The following is a 24,256-nucleotide window of genomic DNA, read 5'->3' on the forward strand; positions in this document are numbered from 1 at the left end:
TTATTATTAACAAACTCTATAGTTTATTGACTATAAGTTTTAATGCTAAGTTTTGATATTAAGCCGTAGCAATCTCAAAGTCTGGTTCTGCTTTAAATTTACAATACACTTTATTGCGACCAAATCGCTTAGCTTTGTATAGTTGCTTATCGGCTTGTTCAACAAAGCCTTCAAGGGTGTTTGTACTTTTAAACTTTGCCACACCAATACTTGTAGTAATATTTATAGATAGACCATCAATATCAAAATTTGTGTTTTCAACTTGAGTTCTTATTTTTTCAGCCGCGTTAAGAGCTTCCTCCTCACTTGTAAACGAACTAAATAAAGCAAACTCTTCGCCGCCAACTCTAAAAACATACCCTCGGCCTAGAGCAACTCTTAAAAGGGTTGCAACTTCTACAAGTACTTTATCGCCAACACCGTGTCCATGTTCGTCATTTATTAATTTAAAATAATCTAAATCGAGTAAAAACACGTACAGCTGTGACTTATCTCGTAACTCAACTTCAAAATAGTGACTCATAGACAAACGATTACCGGCACCTGTTAGTGGATCAAGTAATGCTAAGTTTTTAAGTCGTTTTGAAAATTGTGATCTGCTACCTTCAAAAATATGAGAAATAGCCCAAATACTCACGTAAGTACACAGTAAGTTAAGTACCAAATTAAACGTTTCAAAAGGTGAAAGGCTTGATTTACCTGCCAATATAATTATTTGGGCAGCAAGTAAAGTCGCAGATAAAATAAATCCATAACGTTTACCTACTAAAAGGTAATATAAAACAGGTAATGCGAACGACCAAACGTAAACACCGTTACGCGGTGACGCTAAATAAGTCGCTAATACAACAATAAATGAGATCAGTGCGCACATTACTATTGATTGCCAAAACTGTAATGGATGGCGTGTAAGCGCAATAAAAGTATAGATGCAATAAATTGAAAAGCTGGCTTCTATATAGCCCAGTAAAGGAAGGTTATTTACTGTTAAATTAAATACCCCGAACGCTAACGATAAAAAACCAAAACAAAGGCACATCCACTTAAGAACATCTCTTCTTAATGATTTAGTACTGTTAAGTGCTGCGATATCCATTCTTATAACTTAATAACAAATAAAAATTTAGTTTAACGTGAAAATAAAATATGACAAGCCCTCTAAAAATAAAAACGCGAAAATACAAGCTATTATTTACATTTTCACATTAATTAGACGACGTTCGGCTCATCATTCAACAAAAAAATTAAAGACTTTAACCGCCCAACATAGATAAATTAGTGGTGATCCCAGTATTACCTTGCTGTAATAAGTGCGATTGCTTTTTAGTTTTAATATAACGCGATAGTAATGCAATTAGCTCTGCACTTGAATTATTGTTCATGTGCTCTCTGAGGGATATACCTTCTTCTGAGAACAAACATAAATGTAAATTTCCTAACGCAGAAACCCTAAGCCTATTACACGTGCTACAAAAGTCGTTGCTGTAAGGCATTATTAAACCAATATTACCTTGGTAATCTGGATGCGAGAACTCTTGTGCAGGTCCTGCTGTAGCGCCTTGAATTATACGTTGCCAACCTCTTTGTAATAATTTAGTTTTTATTGATTCACCTGAGAGGTGGTTTGCATCAAAAAAATCTTTATTATCGTTAGTTTGCATTAGCTCTATAAACCGAATAGTTACGGGACGGTGTTTAAGCCAGCTTAAAAAAGTATCTAACTCTGTGGCGTTATATTGTCTCATCAGTACACTATTTATTTTTATTGATGAAATACCACTATCTACAGCTGCATCTATGCCACTCATAACAGAGGCAAATTTATCGTGCCCAGTTATTGAGTTAAACATACGGGGGTCAAAGCTATCAATGCTCACATTAATGGCACTTAAACCTGCATCTACCCAATTATTAATGTTTTTTTGTAGAGAAAAACCATTCGTTGTCGCTGCTATTTGGTTTATACCTATTGTATCTTTAGCTGCGCGAATAACATCTATAAAGTCTTTTCGAAGAGTTGGCTCTCCGCCTGTAATACGTACCTTTTTAATACCATGATGGGCGAATGCTTTTATTGTATTACTTATTTCGTTAAGCGAAAGAAAGTCTCGGTCGTGGTCGCATTGATAACCATTTGGTAAACAATAAACACACTTAAAATTACACACGTCGGTAATTGATAAACGTAAGTAACTAAATTCTCGTCCTGCTGGATCGACTAACATAACTAAACCTTGGGTATAACTTAAGTGTATTTACTACATGTTAAAGAGGTCGCATTAAAATGCAAACCTCTTACACATATACTGCTTTATTGCTTTTAGTGCTTTACGCAGATAAGCCTTTTTTAAGCTCATCTGGTTTCATTGGTAAGTTTCGTAAACGAACACCCACAGCATTAAATACGGCATTACCAATCGCTGGAGCGATACCAATAACGCCCGGCTCACCTAAACCAACTGGAAACTCATCACTTTGCACAAATTCAATGTCCATATCAGGCACATCTTTCATTCTAAGTGGTAGGTAAGTATTAAAGTTAGTCGCTGAAACCTGCCCGTTTTTATATGTATTTGATTCATGCAGCGCAAGACTTGCTCCCCAAAGTAGAGAACCTTCTATTTGCGCCAGCGCACCATCAGGATGCACTATTAAACCTGCATCAACAACCACATACAGCTTTTTAAGCGTTATTTTACCATCAGCACGATTAACATGCACATGTGCAGCGGTTGCAATCCATGCTGGCATGGTGCGTTCTTGCCCTGAGCTGGCCGAAAACCCAAAACCTTCGTCTTCACCTAACTTAACATTGGCTACTTTTTTAGATACTTTTTTAAGTACACTGTGTAAACGTGATGCTCCACCTACACTCTCAGGTGCTTTACCTGCTTGCTTACCTTGTGCATCTAACATTTCAAGGCGAAATTCAACAGGATCTTTACCTTGTTTGTGTGCAACTTCATCAATGAACGACTCAAGGCCCCAAGCAATCCAACCTGGTCCTACTGAGCGTAACCACCCTGGAATAAATGTACTTTGTACAAGTCCATTATTAATGGCTCTTGCACGGTGGCTGTTCATGCTATACCAATGATCAGCACCTGATGCCGAAAATGCATCAAATTTGCCTTTACCATCAACACCTGGAGCTAAGAACCCTGGTGCCATTGCTTTAGTTGGCCACCCTGCTGCAAAAGCATGCTCTAAACCAGTAAAAGCACCGTTTTTGTCAAACGATGCCGTCATTTTTGTAGTAGACGCTGAGCGAGATTGATCAAATAAACTGTCATCTTTTCGAGTAAACACAAGCTTTACAGGTTTACCTACCGCTTTTGCAGTAAGGGCTGCGGGTACAGTCCAATCACCAAATAATCGACGACCAAAACCACCGCCTAAATAGTACGGGCGAATAATCACTTTATCTTGTGCAACTTCTAGTGCTTTTGCTATGGCTGGCAATGTAAGCGATTGCCATTGGTTACCGGTGTGGATAATCCAATTTCCATCTTTGAACTGTGCAAGCGCGTTTAAAGGCTCTAACTGATAATGACTCGCGGTCGCTGTGGTATACATTGATTCGAGTAATTCTTTTGCATCGGTTTGAGTTTTCTTTATATCGCCTTCATCAACAAATAAAGTGCCTGAATCAGTTTGCTGACATAAACGCACACCTTCTTTTTGAATATCAGACTCAGTTACGTTTGCTGCGCTACCTTTTTTATACTTAACCTTTAGTACATCTACAGCTTTAATTGCACTTGGGTAATTATCAGCTAATACAACAACCCAGCCTTCTACCGTATTACTTGGGTCAGTTAAAATTTCATAACCCTTATAACCTTTAATTGTTTTTGCTGCGGTATCGTCAACACTTATTACTTCACTACCAAAGCGAGTTGGCGGTATTACTGGGCGAGCATAGAGCATGCCTTCAACTTCTACGTCTATGCCATACACTGCGGTACCATTGGTTTTGGCAGGTATATCAAGCGCTTTAAAGTCTTGCTTAAGCCCCGTCAAATGGCGTTTATTGGCTGGTTTTAGTGGTAAACTTGCTACTTCCTCACTTGTAAAAGTACGATTAAACTCGCCTTTTTTAACTAAATCAGCATAACTAACAGATTTGTCGCCAGAGACTATATAGCCTTTTTCAGCACGACATGTACCAGCTGTAACACCTAACATTTTTGCACCAGCTTCTATTAGCGCAATTCTGCCCGCAGCACCGGCTTGTGAAAGTGGTTTAAAGCTATGAAAAACAGACCACGAACCGCCGGTGACCATATAACCCCATTTTTCATGGGTATCTACGTACGTAATTGAAACTTTGTCCCAATCACATTCAAGTTCGTCTGCAACAATACGCGCTAATGCAGTACCTATATGTTGACCCATTTCGGCTTTTGCAATGCTTACTTCAATGCCACCATCGGTGTTCATTGTCCACCAAATTGTAGGTGAAAATGCTTGTTGAGCTATTGATTCTTTTGCACTTACCGAGCCAGAAAAGAATGCAGGGGCAAACGCCATAACTAAACCTGCGCTTGCAGTACCAATCATGAATGAACGACGGTTTAAATTAACGGTTTCACTATTTTTTTGAAATAATTTTTTCATTGTCGGCTCCAGTTAAGCGTCTTGTGCATTAGGATCAAAAATATTAACAACACTTTTTGACTCATCTGCTGCTCGTTGAATAGCCGTTTTAATACGTTTGTAAGCCATACAGCGACAATAGTTACCATTCATATGATTGGTTATTTCTTCGTCTGAAGGGTTTGGGTTAGTAGCAAGTAATGTAGCTGCTTGCATTATCTGACCCGATTGACAGTAACCACATTGTGGTACTTGTTCTTCAACCCATGCTTTTTGAAGCGGATGTTCGTTATTTAACCCTTCAATGGTCGTAATATTTTTGCCTGCAATAGCACCTACCGGTAATACACAAGAACGCGTTGCTTGCCCATCTAAATGCACAGTACATGCACCACACATTGCAATACCACAACCAAATTTAGTGCCTTTTAACCCAATTTCATCACGAATAACCCATAACAACGGTGTATCTTCACTCGCGTGTGATTCAACCACCTTGCCATTAATTGTAAACGTCACCATAGCTTGCCCCTTGATTAAGCTTTTTATAGCAACTCTTTAAACTATGCGTATAGTTTAAAGAGTTACTATAACTATTAAAAAATGTAACTATTGACCCATAGTTATATTTCTTTCATTAAAATATTTTTATCGCGTTTTATTCAAAAAATCATTTAACTGCGCTTGAGTATCTATATCTAAACTCGCGCATTTTAAATTAATAGTATTAACCTCTTCATCGGTGCAACGCAGTAAATGCTGCGCACCTTTATCTGTAGTTAAGTCGCTAAGCCTCGATAGATCAACCTTAGGAAATATCGCAGGAACTCCCAAGCGCTCACCATAATTGGCGCACCAACGAGAAGGATGCCTTTTAAAGTTTGTAACCAACTCACTTAAATGCTTTGTAGTGAGCTCAACTTGATCAGCAAGTATAAATAAAATGCCATCTGGTTGCTGATTTTCTAAAATAGCTTTAGTTGCTGTCGCAATAGAGTCACCTAGGCCTTTATCCCACTGTTTATTTTCAATTAATTTAATGTTTTTAGTATCTGCGAGTATATTTTTTACTTCTTTATGCCATGCGCCAGTCACTACAAACACAGGCGAGCTATCAAGTGCTTGTAAAATATTAACGCCATGTTCAATCATCGTTTGCCCAGCACCAAGGTCGGCGGTTAACTTACAACCATTGAATCGTGATGATTGCCCCGCCGCTAATATCACTTTTGCTATTAGCACTTATCGTTTCCCCAGTTACTTAACGAGGTCGCATTTTTGCTTGAAAGCACCGCGTGTATTTCGCTAATTAGCGAAAGTGCAATACTCTCAGGTGAGTCACCACCTAAATTTAAGCCTACAGGGCCAAATACAGGTGACTTTATTTGCTCAACTGAAGTGTTAGCCTGTGTTAATACTTGTGCTCGTCTATGTTTAGGACCAAGTAAGCCAATGTACTTAAAGGAAGTATCAGCGAGGGCAGCAAGTGCGCTCGCATCAAGTTCAACACTGTGAGCCATTAAAATAGCAGCATCTACTTTGTTAGCTAAACAGTACTCCCGTAACTCACTTGGCGTAGTACGTAAAATAGCATCAGCATGTGTAAAGTACTGTCTTTTAGCATTTGCTGGGCGCGTATCCCATACTGTTACACTCCAACCAAGTTGTTTAGCGAATGTATAAACAGGCACTGCATCGGCTCCGCCGCCTACAATAAGTATGTGAGGAGGTGGATAAATAGATATTTGTAATGACGTAGCGTTATTAATTTCAATTAGCTGAGCTTTTCGATTAATTGATAACCCTTGTTGTTCTGAATTTTGAGTAAACACCCCATTTCCCAAAGGTACAATAGGGTCAACTTGCTGAAGATAACGCCCCGCAATATTATCGTTAAGTGCTTTGTTCATAAGCTCAAGCTGTAAGTACTCATTAGACTTATGAATCGGCTGAAGTAAAATATGCACTATACCGCCACAACCAATACCTAGCTGAAACGTTAAATCATCTTCATCTGTTGCATCGTAACTTATAGTTTTACTCGTTAACGTGCTCATTACCTGCTTAGCATGTCGCTGTATATCAGCCTCTAAACAACCGCCAGAGAGCATACCTAAGCGCTGCCCTAAACTCGAAATAAGCATCATTGCGCCTAACTTTCGATAGCTTGAGCCCTCAATTTTATATAACGTCGCCAAAACCCACTCTTGCTGATCTTTAAGAGGTGCCCAGCTATTTAATATGCTTTTTAAATCAGTAACCATAACTTTTACCTTAACAAACCATCATTTATTTTGATGATTACAGCCACGCTACGTGACAATTTTGAGATTCATTTAAATAACTACAAAAATTGAACAACAACCTTACTTCTACGTAACTTTATGTAACGACTGTATAGCAAAGTGATTGATTAATAATGTTTTAGCCCTCAATAATATCATTCAATGTATCGATTAGCTCATCAAAACGATCATTTACATTTTCACGTTGTTTGTCACTTAAAGTGGTATTTAACGTATTTAATAAATCGACGTACAAATTAAGGTTTTCCTCATTAACTTTAAGCTGTACTGGGCTCATGTACAATTCACGTTCTTTTATTACGGTACTTAATTGCTCAATAAACTCAGCTTGCATTAGGGTGGTACTTTCAAGTACTTCTTTAGCTGCATTTAAACGCTTTTGTTTGTATTCGAGCCACAGTTCACCTGAGTCCTGATGTTTATAGTTAGTTAATTTAATAAGTGTTTTTTGCTCAGGAGTAAGTTTTCCTAGCCATTGTTCGTAGTATTCTAGTTGTTCTTCTAAACGATCTTTTTTACGTGCTATAAGTGTTTGCTCATTAAATTCATCTCGTTCTTCATCAATTTGTTCCTGAATATTATTTATAAGCTCTTTGCGCTGTAATGGCGTCAAAGTTAAACCTACTTCAGCCAAAGGCTCGTAAGCGTATTCAAGCAGGTTACGCCAATGCTTTTTTGCAAATACAATTTGGTTTTTAAGTTGCTCAGGTTTTATACCTTCGTTAAACAGTGATTTTATATTTTGTATATCTTGTTTATATGCTGGTAATTGAGTTGACCTGTGCCAGTGTTGCGTTGTTTCAATAATTTTTTTTAATTGTTTGTTTTGTTGTTTATTTAAATCAACATAATCATCAACCCAAAACGATGAAAGCCAACTTAAATTATTATAAGTAAATGAGGCAGAACAACTGCATAAAAACAACATGCTTATAGCTAAACCTGCACGTGTAAGCTTTTTCATTTTAGTGTTATTTAGCATCTCGTCCCTCGTTTTTATATTTATGTAGTTAACTGTAAATAAACTCATTTGATAATAGTTATCATTTAATGTTGACTTAAGCTTAAATCTAATCGATAATCGTTCGCATAAACAAAGTGTAACGACCTCAGTGCCCTAAGGAAGAACTTACAGCAAGGATGCTGATATTAATTAAAGAAGACCGTGCCGCTTCGTGTTTATTGCTTACTCGACCCAAGTAATAACACAAAAGAGCACAATTACTTGCTACATTGCTCATATTAGTGACGGTTGATATGACTCAAAAAAGCCCTAACGGGCTTTTTTTATTTCTTTAAATTTTCTGTAATATCTGTATCTTACACTTCTATACTAAATGCACTTAATGCACTTAATGCAAAAGCCTTATTTTAAACTATAAAATACTATATAGACCCGCTGAAACCTCATCGTCTTGCTTTTATATTTAAGCAAGCGTAAAACATATCAGTAGGCATTGCTTTTGCACCTGTACTTAAACGTTCCAATTAATCATTTAGCCCAAATATTAATAAAATAACGTTTAATTATATTAATTTGCATTAAATTAGTGATTCATTTTAACGCCTGGTTAATAGCTTAATATCAAATCAGTAATTACAAGATACAGTTTTTGTTGCCAATTACTCCTTAATTACTCTGCCTTATGTATTTGTGCAGCTGTACGAGAGTAGTTTAAAACGGTGATGATGAGTTACCTAATTTGCTAAAATGATCATGTTTTTAATAAAAATTTGTATTAATACATATTGCTACTCTTACTAATTGGAGACATTGTTATGTCACAGTTTAATTTAAAAACTTTAATTCTTGCTGGCGTTTTATTCGCGAGCCCTTTTGCTCATGCAACGTTAGAAGATGGCATTAAAGCCGCTAACGAAGGTTATTTTGAAGACGCACTAAAAGAGTTTGAATACCTTGCAGATAAAGGCTTTGCACCTGGTATTTATGAGCTAGCTAAACTGTATGAAGGTGGTTTTGGAGTAACGCGTGACTACCGTAAAGCGGCTCAACTTTATCAACAAGGTGTAAAGAAGAACCATGCTGATTCGATGTTTGCATTGGCTGTTTTATACAGTGATGGCAAAGGTGTAAAACTTGATAAGCAAATGGCCATTACTTTATTCGAAAAAGCAGCAAAGAAAAATTTACCAGCAGCACAGTTTAACCTAGGTGTTATGTATGCCAATGGTGATGGTGTATCGCTTGATTATGAACTTGCTAAAAACTGGTACGAAAAAGCGGCTGCTAATAATTACTCTCTTGCGCAATTTAACTTAGCACTTATGTATTTTGAAGGTTTAGGTATGCCTAAGGATCTAGAAAAATCATACATTTGGAATACCATTGCTGAATATAATGGCAATATGGAAGCAAACCATAGCCGTAAACTTGATGAACGTAAAATGCTGCCAAAAGAAATTGAAGAAGCTAAAGAAAAAGCTGACGCTATTTACGCTAGAATTTTGGCGGGTACCTATGCAGGTGAAGGTCGATTGTTTTAAGCTTTATTTTTTACATTAAATAATTAAAAAAGGCTGAACTACTATGAAGGTAACTTCAAATGTAGATCAGCCTTTTTATTTTAAGTTTAAATAAAGTTAGCGAATATAAAGCCATTTTAATAACTTAATAAGTACCTTACTTTGTTTAAGTAACATGCCAATACGTGGATTAAACGAGCCTGAAACAAGTGTGTTTTTAGCATGACTAAAGGTTAAAAACCCTTCCCTACCATGGTAATTCCCCATGCCAGAGTGCCCAACACCACCAAATGGTGCATCATCTGCTGTAACTTGCACTAGTGTATCGTTTACCGCTACTGTGCCGCTAAGCGTTTGTTTAATAATGTATTCTTGGGCATGTTTATCTTGACCTAAAATATAAAGTGCTAATGGGTGATGATGACGCTTTATGTAGTCAACCGCATCATCTAATTTGTCATAACTCATTATTGGCAGTATTGGTCCAAACAACTCATCTTGCATTAACTGCATCTCATCAGTTACATGCGTAACAATGTGTAACCCCAAGCGATGCTTATCTGCATCTTGTTGATTATGGTCAAGCGGTTTAACAATACTCGCACCAAGTTGCTCGGCTTGTGCTAAATAGCCGGTTAAACGCTGGTAATGTGAGTCACTAATAATTGATGTTAAATTTTTGCCTTCAACACCATCTTTAAAATGCTTTTTATATAAGTCACATAATTGTTGGATAAGCTGATGCTCAAGCGCTTTTGGGACAAATACATAATCGGGCGCAACGCAAATTTGCCCTGCATTCGCCATTTTCCCAAATAACAAAGCTTCTGCTGCTTTTGCAATATCAGCTTGTTCAGTAATAATAACAGGCGATTTACCACCTAACTCCAGTGTTACAGGTGTTAAGTTACGACTTGCCGACGCCATTACTAATTTACCAACGCCTGTTGAACCCGTAAATAGTAGGTGTGCAAATGGGAGCGATGAAAACTCAGCAGCTACATCGCTACCACCTTGTATTACTTTGCAATGCTCCTGCATTTCGTCGTTAAATAGCTTTTCGAGTACAATATTTGTATGAGGTGTAAACTCGCTCAGTTTTAGCATTACTCTGTTACCAGCCGCAATAGCTGTTATAACAGGCACAATCGCTAATTGAATAGGGTAATTCCAAGGCGCTATAACACCAACGACCCCTTTAGGCTGATAAGTTACGCTGACCTTTGAAGGCCATAAACTTAAACCCACTGATCTATTACTTGGTTTTGACCATTTTGGTAACTTTTTTATTATATGGGCAATTCCCTGCACTGTCGGCAATATATCACCCAGTAAGGTGTCAAACGCAGTTCTGTAACCAAAGTCTTTTGATGCTGCTGCAACGAGTTCTTCTTCAAGGTCTACAACACGCGCTCGCAACTTTTTTAAAACAGCAATGCGCTCCTTAATCGATAAGTACGGGGTCGCTAAAAAAGAGTTTTGTAACTCATCAAATTGTGTAATTAAAGAAGCAGTGTGTGATGTGTCAGTGGTCAAAATAGATTGCTCAGCTTTTAAAGTTATACGAGACTATAACCTTGTTCTGTTTCTCGAGCAATAACACTAATTTGCTTGAAAGCGTAATATATAACTTGAGTTTTTAAGGGTAAATCTACCCTAAGCAACTCTTTTGAACACTAATGGCGTGAATTTAACTGAAATAGATTGGATATAAAGAGTAGCTTTGCTTTAAGTTATAACTTTAAACAAAACTACTCTGATATAGGTTGGTTGGAACTAATTTAGTACAGTTTTAAAAGCCAAATACTTGGGCTGCAATCGTCATTGTTACAAGTGTTATTAAAACAATTGCGACGATGTTTAGTACAAAGCCTGCTCTTATCATGTCGCGCATTTGTATTTGCCCTGAGCCAAACACAATCGCATTAGGTGGTGTTGCTACAGGCATCATAAATGCGCAACTACACGCAATAGCAGCAGGAATAACCCATACAAGGGGTGAACCTGTTATCGATTCAGCAACAGGACCTAATAACGGTAAAAAACCTGCAGCGGTTGCTGTATTGCTTGTAATTTCAGTTAAAAATGTAATTAAAGCAACCACAACAAGCACACTCATAACAAGAGGAATCGCACTTGCGCCTTCAATCATGTGAGCAATAAACTCAGCAAGACCTGACGATTTAATTTGAGATGCAAGCGTAAGTCCGCCCCCAAACAATAATAATACACCCCAAGGCACTTGTGAGGCATTTTGCCAATCAAGAATACGCTCATCACTGCCTTTATTAGCAGGCATTACAAACAGCAGTAATGCCGCAGCAATTGCAATTGTAGTATCTGAAATTTTAAGACCGGTTATATCACCCAATAAAGGTCTAAATATCCAGCAAAGTGCAGCAAGCACAAATACAAACAATACGCCTTTTTCTGCGCGTTGCATTATTCCAAGCTTTTTTAACTGTTCAGAAAATACCGCTTTGGTATCAATTTTTTGATTATCTTTAGCATTAGCATCTACTTTATACGCAAACTTAGTAAGCCAAACCCAGCTAATGATTAGCATACTTAAAGAAAGTGGTACACCTACAATCATCCATTGGGCAAAGCCAATTTCTATCTGGTAGCTATCTGATAAGTAAGCAGCCATTAATGCATTAGGCGGTGTGCCTATTAATGTAGCAATACCACCAATGCTGGCGCCATAGGCAATTGATAACAGTAAGGCTTTACCAAAACCTTCATTTTCAGGGTCTGATTGCTTAACCAAGTTAGTAATTGAAAGTGCAATAGGCAACATCATTACGGCTGTCGCAGTATTAGACATCCACATAGATAAAAATGCAGTAACAAGCATCATAGCTAAAATTTGTAAACTTGGTTTTTTACCCGCATATAACATGGTGCTTAATGCAATACGTTTATGTAAACCCCAACGCTCCATAGCAATTGAGATTAAAAATCCGCCTAAAAATAAAAAGATTAACGGGTGTGCATACGGCGCAGCCACACTTTTTATTGCTGCTATGTCAGCAAGTGGTGATATTACCAGTGGTAGCAATGCAGTTGCCGGAATTGGTACAACTTCACTTACCCACCACGATGCCATCCAAAACGCTAAACCTGCGGTTTTAAATGCCGCAACCGACATTCCTGTTGGCGGATCAAGTAAGCATGTTAATAGCATTACTAAAGGGCCCAGTACTAAAAAAAGCCATTGAAAATGTCTGTTCTTATCTGGTTCTTGCGTCAATATATTATCTGTCATGGCTAGCCTCTAAAACTTGTATTTAAGACCAAGCGCAACACTGCTGTCGTCTTGTTCTTCTAAATTAAGATCGGTATATAAAAGATAAGCTGTAGTTTGCTTATCAAATACATAATCAAGGCCTGTGCTCCATTGCGTTGCCTCAGATGCTTGACGAAGAGTTGAGTCATCTTTAGCAAATTGAATTTTTGGCACCCACTTATCGAGGGCATAGCTTGCACTTAATACGTAACCATTGCCCGACTTTGTGCCATCTACTGATTCTGAATGTTGGTATAACGCACCAAGTTGTAATTGTTCGAACTTATAAACACCGGCAATTCTGCTTGCAGTAATATTATTAAGTGAATCAACATGGCTTAACGATAAGTAATATGGCGTATTATTTAAATTACGATCACCATAAATAAGCGTAGCAGCAAAACCTGCTTCATTATCTTTATTATCGTCTTTAGGAGCGTAGGTAAATGAAAACTGCGTATTATGCCAATAGTTTGAGGTGTAAGTTATTGTGTCACCGAGGCGGTCTTGACCAGCAATAACCTGTGCCATATCGGCTTGAGTTTCGTTAAAGTTATCGAGTTTACCTTCAGAGTATTTAAAGCGAGTGTCGTTACGACCTACAACAACTTCACCAAAAGCACCTTTTAAACCTAAGTAAGTATTACGTGCAGTAAAAGGCTCTTCAGTATCATCTTCTTCAAAACCTTTAACTTGTACTTCATATTTAAAAACAGCACTTAAATATTCGTTAAGTTTATGATCGCCCTTAATACCAATACGCGAATAAGGCGCTTCTATTTGTGTGCCTTTTTCAGCGTAACGCATAATACCGGTGTCAGTATTAGCAATTTGTACTTCGGCTTTACCATATACAGTGTAATCAACGGCTAAAGCAGTATGCGAAAATGTGGTTAAGCAGCTTATTGAAGCTAGATAAATAGTGGTGTGTTTGAAATTTATCATTGTGTGTCCTAATTATTAGAATCTACTTATTGTCGGAACTTACTAAGCAAGCACACTGCCAATGATATAAAACTTATTTATTTCATAACCTTAGAATTAAACATGTACTTTATTTACACATCAATGTGCGAAATCCCACACACTAAAAAGCAAGGCTTGTCACTTTATCCACACATTTAATCGATAAACATATCGCGGTTAAGGCTGTATTTACTCATTTTATCGTAAAGGGTTTTACGCGCAATTTGCAATGTTTCCATAGTGTTTTTAATACTTCCATGGTTTCTCTCAAGTGCGTCTTCGATAAGTGATTGCTCATAAAACGATACTTTTTCAGATAGACTTAAATCCGGTGAAAGCTCACCTAAGGTTTGTGTTTTTGTAACCGAAAACGCAAGTTCAACACCTAATAATACAGCGCGCTCAGCTTGATTTCTAAGCTCTCTCACATTTCCTGGCCAATCGTAAGCTAATAAACGCTGCTGTAATTCACTGTTTAAAGGTGCTGGAGCTTTATGATAACGAGTCGCTGCTATTGAGCTAAAATGTTTAAACAATAAAAGTATGTCTGCTTTTCGCTCTCGTAAAGGCGGAATATTTACTTTAACTAAGCTCAACCTGTAATATAAATCAGCTCTAAACTCACCCTTTTCAACTAACGATAGTAAGTCTACTTTAGTCGCTGCAACAATTCTTATATCTAAATCAATAGCTTTATTATCACCTACGGGGGTTACTTTTCGCTCTTCTAATACACGTAATAACTTAACCTGTAACGACATGGGGGTGCTTTCTATTTCATCTAAAAATACCGTACCGCCTTGTGCATATTCAAACTTACCTTTTCGACTTTGCGTAGCACCCGTGTATGCTCCACTTGCTGCGCCAAACAGTTCGCTTTCTATCAATTGTTCGGGTACTGCACCACAATTAATAGCAACAAAGTTACTGCTTGAGCGATTACTCTGATCGTGTAAATAACGTGCTACAAGCTCTTTGCCTGTGCCCGTTTCGCCTTCAATCATTACATCGGTAGGCGTGTCTATAACGGTATTTAGTAAATGCATCATATGCTGCATTTTAGGTGTATCACCCAATATACGAACGCCTGGCGCTGAGGTTTTTTGCACTGCAAGCTTTAACGCGCGATTCTCCATAACAAGGCGGCGTTTATCACACGCTCTTGCTAAACAATCGAGTAAATTTTCGTTAAGAGGCTTTTCAAATAAATCGTATGCACCTAACTGCATTGCTTTAACGGCAACAGATACATCTGCATAACCGGTTAAAAATATTACCGGCAGCTCGCTGTCAAATGCGGTTACTTGCTCCAGGAGTGTTAATCCATCCATAACGGGCATATTAATGTCGCTAAGTATAATGCCCATAAAGCGCCTATTGAGCTTGCTCAAAGCGGTGCTTGCGTCATTAAAGCACTCTACAACATAACCCTCGAGTGTTAGCAGTTGCTTAAGCGAATCTCTTATCATCGCTTCATCATCAATGACGACGACATGTTTACACAATGTGTTATCAATCATTTTGATTTTCCTGAGTAGGCGTTTTTTCAATATTTGCTTGATTGCTTGATTCTTTACTCGACAGGCTAATTATAAATTCAGCGCCGCCTTCTAATCGATTATGCGCACTTAAACAGCCATTAAACGAGTCAATTATTTGCTTTGATATAGATAAACCCAACCCTAAACCATTACTTGATTTAGTACTGTAAAAAGGTTCGAACAAATTACCAAATGCATGTTGCTCAATGCCCGCGCCGGTATCTAATATCGATAATTTTACACGCTCTTCAAAACACTCTAAATGAAAACTCAAGTTACGTATAATAGCGCCATTCATAGCTTGGCTGGCGTTAGTAATTAAGTTAACAAGCACTTGCTCAAATTTAAGTGCATCAACCCATACCACAACTGTTTCATCAAATTTAGGAGACTCTACTTGCACGTTGTCTTGCTTTAATTGCGCGCTCGAAATCATTAAAGCATTATTAACAAGCCCTGCAAGGGGATAGGGTCTAAGCTGCATATCAGAAGGTTTACTAAAATGTTTAAGCTGACCAACAATTTGATGTACGCGTTCAACTAACCCTTCAATAACAATTAAGCTCTCATTAAGTGCTGTAACATTGCCTTTTGCAAGTAAACGTTTTGCAGAAGCTAAATAGGTATTAATAGCACTCAATGGTTGATTTATTTCGTGGTTAATACCCGCGCTCAGTTGCCCTATTGTCGCAAGCTTTGCTGATTGCACTAATGCAGTTTGCACTTTTTCGAGTGCTTGGGTACGCTCAACAACCTCAAGCTCTAGGCTGTGCCTTGAGTACAATAGTTTTTTATAGCCTGCAAAACGGGTAAGTAAACTGTAACCAATAATAATAAGTAAAGTATAAATAATGAATGCCCAAAATAAACGAGGAACTTGTGCTGAATTAACTTTAGACACATCAACAAGTAGGTTCATAGTGGCATTAAAATAACGAAGTGGCATAGATGAAGTAACATATAGCGCTTTATCTATTTTAAAATGTGGAATATTTTCACTCGTAAATTGAAGCTGCTTAATATATTGCGGTTGGTGATCGAGATAGGCTCTGCGTAACTTAATATCACGGCGTGCTTCAATGCCGAGCTCTGTAAAACTGTTTAAACGCCATCCCTCAATATCAGACATTGCAATAACTTCATCTGCTAGCTGTAAATAAAAGTGACTGCCTTTTGAGGTGTTTAATAGCTCTCGGTCGTTTTCGAATTTACTTACATTCACTTTTAAAACAACAACTCCAATAGCTTTATTATCTTTATATACCGCCTGAGAAAAATATATACCACGCTCTTTAGAGCGCATACCTAAAGCAAAATATGCTACTTTTTCACCCGCAAACGCACGTTTAAAGTAAGGTCTAAAAGCAAAGTTGCTACCCAAAAAAGTATAATCTGCTTGCCAATTGCTGCTTGCTGTTACAGCTCCTTGAGTATTAAGTATAAAAATATCAGATGCGCCGCTAGCTTGTTGAATATCTGCAAGGTAATTATTAATAACGCTATAGTGTTGTTGCTCGCCACTGACAAAATTAATCATAAGCTCATTGTATGTTAATAATTGCGGAATAGCAGAAAAACGAGCAAGTTCAGTATCAATATAATGATTTAATTGTGTTACTTGGCGCTTTGCTTGATAGGTTGCTTGTTCAACATCATGAGCGCGACCGATCCAGAAGGTTGATACCAATATTAATATTAGTAATATACATATGGTGATTATTTTTTTTGAAAAAGAAAACATGGCTCGCCTACAAAAATAGCCTAGATAATTTTTAGGGCGCTAGTGTAACGACTTATTCTTTATAGAGATATAAACTTTTTGTTAACAAATACATCAAGAATGTATAAAAACAAAAATCGCCGTAAATAAAGGTATTTACAGCGATCTATAAAAAACTAAATCTATAATTTATTAACTTGCAGCTAAAGTAGATTTGTTTTTTGCGTATTTATATAAGCCAATTAACGAAGCCGCAATCCAAAATATTTCTATCACAAAGCTGGCTAAATTGAAGTTATAACACAGGCTAATTAATAATAAAATTGCCCCTGTTAAATTCATTATATTGTACATTAGGCTGGTCGGAGAAGTCTTACCAAGCTGTAATAAAAAGAACGAACCAACAACCAAAAAGGTGCCAGCCATACCTATAATGTCAAACAAGAGTGCTATCACGAAACTATCCTTTATCCATTTTTTAAATAACCCAAAAAACTGGCCCAATCCATGGGGAGGGTATTTTTTCATTCATTGAAACAGCAAAACCGGGCGATTCTAACAAACTGCTTAAATCGAACAAGGATAAATGTCCTGCATATAATCATAAAAGTGTATTACTCAATAGTTTACTAATAAAAGCACTGATAATGTTTACATAACACAGGTAGGTCATATTAAAATTAAGCGTAATGGTTACACTAACGTACTTAAAACCAGGTTAAGTGATTTACTAGATACTGATTTAAAAACTTAAATATTAAAAAATTTAGTAGGGAGTTTTTTAAAATAACAGGGGAAATTTGAGCATCAATAGCTAGTTTATTGCAATTGCTTTTAGCACCGTTAGCACCGTTAGCACTGAAAAATAGTCACTGGTATAAATTTAACATTCAAGTTTGAGATTAGCGACTATTTAAACGTAACTTTACCGCCAATCATCTTATAAGCAGGTACACCTCTAATTACAGTTGTGCGTGCAAATTGACGCTCACAACTAGGGCAAATACCAATTTGTTGTGTATAGTTTTGTACAATACGCTCAACAAAACACTTAATAAGCGCGCCCTTTCCTCCTTTGCGGTAAGTATATAATTGAGTTTTACATTGGCTACAAAAGATATCGACTGTTCTCGAAGGTCCTTTTTTATTCGGTTTAGCCACTACACACTCCACAATCTACAATCTATTTAAAATTAGGTTTTATTCATTTTTCCAATAACGATGTTTAACTGGGTAGACAAAACATTTAAATTGAATGGCTTAATTATAAAACCTGAAACGTTTGCCGCAATTATTTCTTTCACACGATCACCGTTATCTTCGCAGGTCACCATTAGTACAGGTAAAGAAGCTAATTTAACATCATCGCGAATACGATTTAGTAAGTTTTTACCATCCATTTTTGGCATGTGTAAATCTGTGATCACTAAATCAAAGTGCTGTTGGTGAAGCAAGGTAAACGCTTGAATGCCATCAGTTGCTTCAACAATATCGTCATACTCTAACTTTCTGAGCATATTTATTAGTACGTGACGCATTAACGGCATATCATCAACAACCAGTATTTTCATACGTTTTACTACCACTGGTTAAAATTTTAAGTATGAATAAACGTTAACTTACTAATATAAAACTATCAAGAAAAAAGTATAACCCGTTATTATTCATTACAATTTAACCTCAATATTTATCAAACTATGACCAAAGCTCTAAAACTAAGCCCATGATAGAGAACTGCAATATATGATAACCACTGTTAATTAAAAATAATTTAGCCGGGCGCTGTTCAAAAATACAATTTAAGCCTAATGAGCTACTTACCCAGAATAAGCCGATAGCAAAACCAGTAAAAACGCCTTCACCAGTACTTACATCAGCGCCTAAAAAAAGAGATAGAGTAAACGCTGATATTAATGCAAAAATGAAACTTCCTACAAATATCCAATTTGGGTTTGCCGATTGTAAATCAAGCTCTGTTAAACCACAGCTTTCCAACCATGCTTGTTTAAACATTACTTTTGAATACCACACACCACGAAGCATAAATGAGGAAAGAGCAGCTATTAATATTGCAAAGTAATCAACATCATTAAAGTTCATCTTGCTAGCCGTAATTATTGCACTCAGAAGGTCTTAGACTGTAGTTAACAATTGTTAATGCAGCAAATATAACGCTTATAATTATCCCAAAAACGACTTTGCTTTATTTAAAAAACATTAAAAATCGCCAAATTTAGCATTCGTTAATAAGGCTAAATCAGCTGGTTTTAAGGCTACTTCTAAGCCTCGCTTTCCTGCACTAACGTATATATTTTCAAACTGTGATACGCTGCTATGTATAAAGGTTGGTAAACGCTTCTTTTGACCTAATGGGCTTACACCTCCTAAAATATAACCAGTGCTAGTTTGTACCTTTTGAGCGGCAGCCATAGCCACTTTTTTAGTACCACAACACTTTGCAAGTTGCTTTAAGTTAACATGCTGAGATACCGGTGTAATAGCAACGATTAATTGCCCTTCGTGCGTTTCAAGAACAAGGGTTTTGTATACTTGTTCACTATTTAGATTTAGCTTTTCTACCGCTTCAAGCCCGTAATGGCTATTACTTGTATCGTGCTCATAACTTAGTACATCAAAAGGAATTTTTTGTTTTTTAAGTAGCTCTATTGCTGGTGTCATACTATCTAATCGTGTTTTTATTAACAGTAACAAAAATTAAGTTTAAAGCAAAAAAAACGACGCTAAAAGCGTCGTTTCATTATTTATAATAATTTAAATTTACTTAGTTAAATCATCAAAAAACTTTTTAACACCGTCAAAAAAGCCTTGCTCTTTAGGACGGTTTTTTGAGCTGTCTGTGCCCATGCTTTCATCTAGTTCTTTAAGTAGTTCACGTTGACGCTCGTTAAGATTAACTGGCGTTTCGATTACTACTTTACAAATTAGATCGCCTTGAGCACCACTGCGTACAGACTTAACACCTTTGCCACGCATACGGAACATTTTGCCCGTTTGAGTTTCAGAAGGTATTTTAAGTTTTGCACGACCATCTAGTGTTGGCACTTGAATTTCGCCACCAAGACCCGACGTTGTAAAGCTAATTGGCACTTCACAATATAAATTATTCGCTTCACGTACAAATATTTCATGTTCACGAACCGACACTTGCACATACAAATCGCCCGATGGCGCGCCATGCATACCGGCTTCGCCTTCGCCAGTTAAGCGAATACGATCACCTGTATCAACGCCTGCTGGAATTTTAACTGAAAGCGTTTTAGTTTTCTCTACACGACCCTGACCATGACAACTGTTACAAGGGTCAGAAATAATTTGACCTTGACCCTGACACGTTGGACACGTTTGTTGTACAGCAAAGAAACCTTGGCGCATTTGTACTTGGCCAGCACCATGACACGTTGTACATGTTTTAGGTTTAGAACCAGCTTTAGCACCACTGCCGTCACATGGTTCACAACCAACCCATGTTGGCACTTTAATTTCAACTTCTTTACCACGAACCGCTTCTTCTAAGCTTAAGTCCATGTTGTAACGTAAGTCAGATCCACGTTGTTGACGAGATTGGCGTCGACCACCGCCGCCACCAAAAATATCACCAAATACATCACCAAATACATCACCAAAGTCGCCCTGACCGCCACCAAAACCACCGTGACCACCGCCGCCACCTTGTTCAAAGGCTGCGTGACCATGTTGGTCATACATTTGACGCTTTTGATCGTCGGTTAAAATTTCGTACGCTTCTTTAACTTCTTTGAATTTTATTTCGAGATCTTTATCGCCTGCGGTACGATCTGGATGATATTTCATCGCTAAGCGTTTATACGCTTTTTTTATGTCTCGCTCACTCGCATCTTTGCTTACGCCGAGGACTTCGTAATAATCGCGTTTTGACATATCTATCACACTACTCTTTTCTATTTGCAGCGTAGGCTGCTGGATAAACCGATAAATCGCATCGATTTATCATTGAATTTTTAAACCTTGAATACATGCAAAAGGCGCGACAAGCTATTGCTCGCGCGCCTCAATTGTTCATCCTAACCTAAACACCTAACTGAGTTAAGTGTTTTTGGCTAGCGAGAAGCGGTAGCAACAATTACTTGTCGTCTTTCACTTCTTCGAACTCTGCATCAACAACATCGTCGTCTTGCTTAGATGATTGCTGTTGCTCGCCTGCATCTGCTGAACCTTGCTGTGCTTTCGCTTGAGCAATTTCCATCAGTTTTTGAGACTTTTCAGCAAGAGCTTGAGTTTTAGCTTCAATCTCTTCTTTATTGTCGCTCTTAATTGCAGCTTCTAAATCTACAACAGCAGCTTCAATCGCTTCTTTGTCTTCGCTTGGTAATGCATCGCCAGCTTCTTCAACTTGCTTACGTGTACCGTGAACTAAAGCGTCAGCTTGGTTACGAGCAGCTACAAGTTCTTCAAACTTTTTATCGTCTTCAGCATGTGCTTCTGCATCACGAACCATCGCTTCAATTTCGTCATCGCTTAAGCCTGAAGATGCTTGAATCGTAATCTTTTGCTCTTTACCTGTATCTTTATCTTTAGCAGATACATGTAAGATACCATCGGCATCAACATCAAATGTTACTTCAATTTGCGGTGTACCACGTTGTGCTGGACGAATACCTTCTAGGTTAAATTGACCTAGAGATTTATTGTCGCTTGAACGTTTACGCTCACCTTGAAGTACATGAATTGTTACAGCAGATTGATTATCTTCAGCTGTTGAGAACGTTTGCGATTTCTTAGTAGGAATCGTCGTATTTTTCTCAATCAATGCAGTCATTACTGAACCCATTGTCTCAATACCTAGAGATAATGGAGAAACGTCTAGTAATAGTACATCTTTAACGTCACCAGCAAGTACACCACCTTGAATCGCTGCGCCTACGGCTACTGCTTCATCAGGGTTAACATCTTTACGAGGTTCTTTACCGAAGAACTCTGCAACGATTTTTTGTACTAAAGGCATACGTGTTTGACCACCAACAAGAATAATGTCGTTGATGTCGCTTACTGATAAATCAGCATCAGCAAGTGCACGTTTAAGTGGTTCAATTGTTTTAGTTACTAAATCTTCAACTAGTGACTCAAGCTTAGCACGTGTTAGTTTCACGTTCATGTGCTTAGGACCAGATGCATCAGCAGTTACATACGGAAGATTTACTTCAGTAGACTGTGCAGATGAAAGTTCAATTTTTGCTTTTTCAGCAGCTTCTTTAACACGTTGCATTGCAAGTGGATCATTTTTAAGGTCTAAGCCTTGATCTTTCTTGAATTCAGCTACTAAGTAGTTGATTACACGGTTATCGAAATCTTCACCACCTAAGTGAGTGTCGCCGTTTGTAGCAAGTACTTCAAAAGTGTGCTCGCCTTCAACTTCATCAATTTCAATGATTGATAAATCGAAAGTACCGCCACCTAAGTCATATACTGCAACTACGTTTTCGCCACGGTTTTTATCCATGCCGTAAGCAAGTGCCGCAGCAGTTGGCTCATTAATAATACGTTTAACTTCAAGACCCGCAATACGACCAGCATCTTTTGTTGCTTGGCGTTGTGAATCGTTAAAGTATGCAGGTACTGTGATTACGGCTTCAGTTACTTCTTCACCTAAGAAGTCTTCAGCTGTTTTCTTCATTTTTTTCAGTACTTCAGCAGAAATTTGTGGTGCAGCGCGTTTTTCGCCGCCCGCTTCTACCCATGCATCACCGTTGTCGGCTTTAACAATTTTAAACGGCATGATGCCGATATCGCGTTGTACTTCTTCGTCTTCAAAACGACGACCAATTAAACGCTTGATTGCAAATAATGTGTTTGTCGGGTTAGTAACCGCTTGACGTTTAGCAGATTGACCTACTAATGTTTCACCGTCTTGCGTATAAGCAATAATAGACGGGGTTGTGCGATCGCCTTCCGCGTTTTCAATAACACGTGCTTTGCCACCATCAAGTACTGCAACACAAGAGTTTGTAGTACCTAAATCTATTCCAATAATTTTACCCATGAAATTTCTCCAACTTCAATATTCGTTAAACGTTCGATGACTAGTAAATAGGGTTGCTCCAAACTTATTTCAACTGTAAAAATGAAAAAAAATTCATTTTTTATGATTTATTTACAAAATAACCCTAATAACTGTAAGGAATGACTGTTTTTGAAGCGCTGGCAGTGACTTTTAATTACTGGTCTGACAAGTTTCTCTGTGTTATAAATTTACTAAATCGCACTTATTAAGGATATCTACCATGTATTTTGATCACTTACTTGAGCAAGCAGCAAAAATTGGCAAAGCACAAAGTACAGAACAACTAACGGCTACAATGCAATTTCCAGAAAACTGGTGCCAAGGCAGAACGGCTTTTGGTGGTCTTTCTGCTGCGCTGCTATATCAAGCAATAAGAGGTAAGGTAACGGAGGATCGTCGTTTACTGTCTTTAAGTACTAATTTTGTAGGTCCTTTACTTGCCGACACGCCTTTTTCTTTATCGGTTGAAATACTACGCCAGGGGAAAAGCAGCACTCAAGTACTTGCTAAAGCAATTCAAAACAATCAAGTCTGTGTAATAGTACAAGCATGTTTTGCTAAAAGTAGAGAATCAGCAATAAATGTACCTGTATCAAAATCACTAAGCTTAAAACCAGTAAATGAGCGCCATACTTTACCATTTGTTAAAGATCAAATGCCTGCATTTTTTCAACACGTTGATTTATGTCCACAACAAGGCGCTATGCCATTTAGCAGCGCAGAAACCTCTCATTTAGGTGGATGGATGCGCTTTAAACATACACCAGAGCAAATAACAGAGGCCCATGTTATTGCGCTTACTGACGCATGGCCGCCAACACTTTTACAAATGTTTAAACAACCCGCTCCTGCAAGTAGCATGTCGTGGTATTTAGAGTTTGTTCAAGAACCAAACTTAACACCTGGGGAATGGCTAGGTTTTGAAGCAATCACTCATCATTCAAAAGATGGTTATGGATTAGAGGATGGTTGTATTTGGTCGCAATCAGGAGAGTTAATTGCACTAACACGCCAAACTGTAGCGTTATTTGATTAAACCCCTTTAAATGCCCAAGTAACTTTTAAGTGGTTAAGCCTTAATGACTAAACTTAACCCTTTTTACTGCGCTATTTTCTTGCCCCTACTTCACTTAATTATTAAGCGGGCTTTGTATAGCAAGTCAGCTTAATGAAGGTGTTAAATTATAATGACTACGTAATTAATGTGAGTTTAACGCGCGGCCTTTGTATTCAACTAAGTACGAATTAGATTTTCGCGTTGTATTAATGCAGCAAATATAGCAAAATTCAGTA

21 protein-coding genes are annotated in these 24,256 nt (G+C 37.7%); 2 read left to right on the forward strand and 19 right to left on the reverse strand.

Annotated elements, in window-relative coordinates:
* Window positions 1-58: 58 nt before the first annotated feature.
* From GQR56_RS17470 to GQR56_RS17500, 7 genes are all read right to left on the reverse strand, one after another.
* Window positions 59-1,096, reverse strand: a complete 1,038-nt coding sequence (locus GQR56_RS17470; RefSeq protein WP_166113865.1) for a GGDEF domain-containing protein — start codon at window positions 1,094-1,096, stop codon at window positions 59-61.
* Window positions 1,097-1,253: 157 nt separating this feature from the next.
* Window positions 1,254-2,225, reverse strand: a complete 972-nt coding sequence (gene moaA, locus GQR56_RS17475) for a GTP 3',8-cyclase MoaA (RefSeq protein WP_166113868.1) — start codon at window positions 2,223-2,225, stop codon at window positions 1,254-1,256.
* Between the two features lie 103 nt (window positions 2,226-2,328).
* Window positions 2,329-4,620: a molybdopterin cofactor-binding domain-containing protein gene (locus GQR56_RS17480; RefSeq protein ID WP_166113871.1), complete on the reverse strand. Its 2,292-nt coding sequence runs from the start codon at window positions 4,618-4,620 to the stop codon at window positions 2,329-2,331.
* Window positions 4,621-4,632: 12 nt separating this feature from the next.
* Window positions 4,633-5,121 (reverse strand): (2Fe-2S)-binding protein, encoded by a 489-nt coding sequence (locus GQR56_RS17485; protein WP_166113875.1) that lies wholly within the window; start codon window positions 5,119-5,121, stop codon window positions 4,633-4,635.
* 126 nt (window positions 5,122-5,247) lie between these two features.
* Entirely contained in the window at window positions 5,248-5,841 is a 594-nt protein-coding gene (locus GQR56_RS17490) for a nucleotidyltransferase family protein (RefSeq protein ID WP_166113878.1), read from the reverse strand.
* On the reverse strand, window positions 5,835-6,863 hold the full coding sequence (locus GQR56_RS17495; protein WP_166113881.1) for an XdhC/CoxI family protein: 1,029 nt from the start codon (window positions 6,861-6,863) through the stop codon (window positions 5,835-5,837). Before GQR56_RS17495 ends, GQR56_RS17490 begins: the two co-directional genes overlap by 7 nt.
* A gap of 160 nt (window positions 6,864-7,023) precedes the next feature.
* Complete coding sequence (locus tag GQR56_RS17500; RefSeq protein ID WP_166113884.1) at window positions 7,024-7,887, reverse strand: DUF6279 family lipoprotein; 864 nt, start codon at window positions 7,885-7,887, stop codon at window positions 7,024-7,026.
* 797 nt (window positions 7,888-8,684) lie between these two features.
* Between GQR56_RS17500 and GQR56_RS17505 the strand changes: the two genes are divergently transcribed.
* Entirely contained in the window at window positions 8,685-9,410 is a 726-nt protein-coding gene (locus GQR56_RS17505; protein WP_024610925.1) for a tetratricopeptide repeat protein, read from the forward strand.
* Window positions 9,411-9,506: 96 nt separating this feature from the next.
* Here GQR56_RS17505 and GQR56_RS17510 read toward each other — a convergent pair whose 3' ends face one another.
* The 12 genes from GQR56_RS17510 to dnaK form a co-directional block, all read right to left on the reverse strand.
* Window positions 9,507-10,925: a coniferyl aldehyde dehydrogenase gene (locus tag GQR56_RS17510; RefSeq protein ID WP_024610926.1), complete on the reverse strand. Its 1,419-nt coding sequence runs from the start codon at window positions 10,923-10,925 to the stop codon at window positions 9,507-9,509.
* Between the two features lie 256 nt (window positions 10,926-11,181).
* Entirely contained in the window at window positions 11,182-12,657 is a 1,476-nt protein-coding gene (locus tag GQR56_RS17515) for a DASS family sodium-coupled anion symporter (protein WP_166113887.1), read from the reverse strand.
* A gap of 9 nt (window positions 12,658-12,666) precedes the next feature.
* Window positions 12,667-13,623 (reverse strand): porin, encoded by a 957-nt coding sequence (locus GQR56_RS17520; RefSeq protein ID WP_197112238.1) that lies wholly within the window; start codon window positions 13,621-13,623, stop codon window positions 12,667-12,669.
* Between the two features lie 176 nt (window positions 13,624-13,799).
* Window positions 13,800-15,164, reverse strand: a complete 1,365-nt coding sequence (locus tag GQR56_RS17525) for a sigma-54 dependent transcriptional regulator (protein WP_024610929.1) — start codon at window positions 15,162-15,164, stop codon at window positions 13,800-13,802.
* Window positions 15,157-16,926 carry a cache domain-containing protein gene (locus GQR56_RS17530; protein WP_166113890.1) on the reverse strand — a complete coding sequence of 590 codons (1,770 nt, stop codon included), beginning with the start codon at window positions 16,924-16,926 and terminating at the stop codon, window positions 15,157-15,159. The genes GQR56_RS17525 and GQR56_RS17530 overlap by 8 nt, the downstream gene beginning before the upstream one ends.
* A gap of 171 nt (window positions 16,927-17,097) precedes the next feature.
* The gene (locus GQR56_RS17535; protein WP_024610931.1) at window positions 17,098-17,361 is read right to left on the reverse strand and encodes a hypothetical protein; all 264 of its coding nucleotides are present in this window, start codon (window positions 17,359-17,361) and stop codon (window positions 17,098-17,100) included.
* Between the two features lie 453 nt (window positions 17,362-17,814).
* The gene (locus tag GQR56_RS17540; protein ID WP_024610932.1) at window positions 17,815-18,066 is read right to left on the reverse strand and encodes a hypothetical protein; all 252 of its coding nucleotides are present in this window, start codon (window positions 18,064-18,066) and stop codon (window positions 17,815-17,817) included.
* Window positions 18,067-18,098: 32 nt separating this feature from the next.
* Window positions 18,099-18,476, reverse strand: coding sequence for a response regulator (locus GQR56_RS17545; protein WP_024610933.1), 378 nt, complete (start codon window positions 18,474-18,476; stop codon window positions 18,099-18,101).
* A 124-nt stretch (window positions 18,477-18,600) separates the two neighbouring features.
* The gene (locus tag GQR56_RS17550) at window positions 18,601-19,005 is read right to left on the reverse strand and encodes a DUF1761 domain-containing protein (protein WP_166113893.1); all 405 of its coding nucleotides are present in this window, start codon (window positions 19,003-19,005) and stop codon (window positions 18,601-18,603) included.
* A 117-nt stretch (window positions 19,006-19,122) separates the two neighbouring features.
* Window positions 19,123-19,584, reverse strand: a complete 462-nt coding sequence (gene ybaK, locus GQR56_RS17555; RefSeq protein WP_166113896.1) for a Cys-tRNA(Pro) deacylase — start codon at window positions 19,582-19,584, stop codon at window positions 19,123-19,125.
* 99 nt (window positions 19,585-19,683) lie between these two features.
* The gene (gene dnaJ / locus GQR56_RS17560; protein ID WP_024610935.1) at window positions 19,684-20,823 is read right to left on the reverse strand and encodes a molecular chaperone DnaJ; all 1,140 of its coding nucleotides are present in this window, start codon (window positions 20,821-20,823) and stop codon (window positions 19,684-19,686) included.
* 202 nt (window positions 20,824-21,025) lie between these two features.
* On the reverse strand, window positions 21,026-22,942 hold the full coding sequence (gene dnaK / locus GQR56_RS17565) for a molecular chaperone DnaK (protein ID WP_166113899.1): 1,917 nt from the start codon (window positions 22,940-22,942) through the stop codon (window positions 21,026-21,028).
* 241 nt (window positions 22,943-23,183) lie between these two features.
* Between dnaK and GQR56_RS17570 the strand changes: the two genes are divergently transcribed.
* Window positions 23,184-23,999, forward strand: a complete 816-nt coding sequence (locus tag GQR56_RS17570; protein ID WP_024610937.1) for a thioesterase family protein — start codon at window positions 23,184-23,186, stop codon at window positions 23,997-23,999.
* Window positions 24,000-24,256 lie beyond the last annotated feature (257 nt).

Source organism: Pseudoalteromonas sp. Z9A5 (assembly GCF_011378875.1).
Classification (GTDB): domain Bacteria; phylum Pseudomonadota; class Gammaproteobacteria; order Enterobacterales; family Alteromonadaceae; genus Pseudoalteromonas.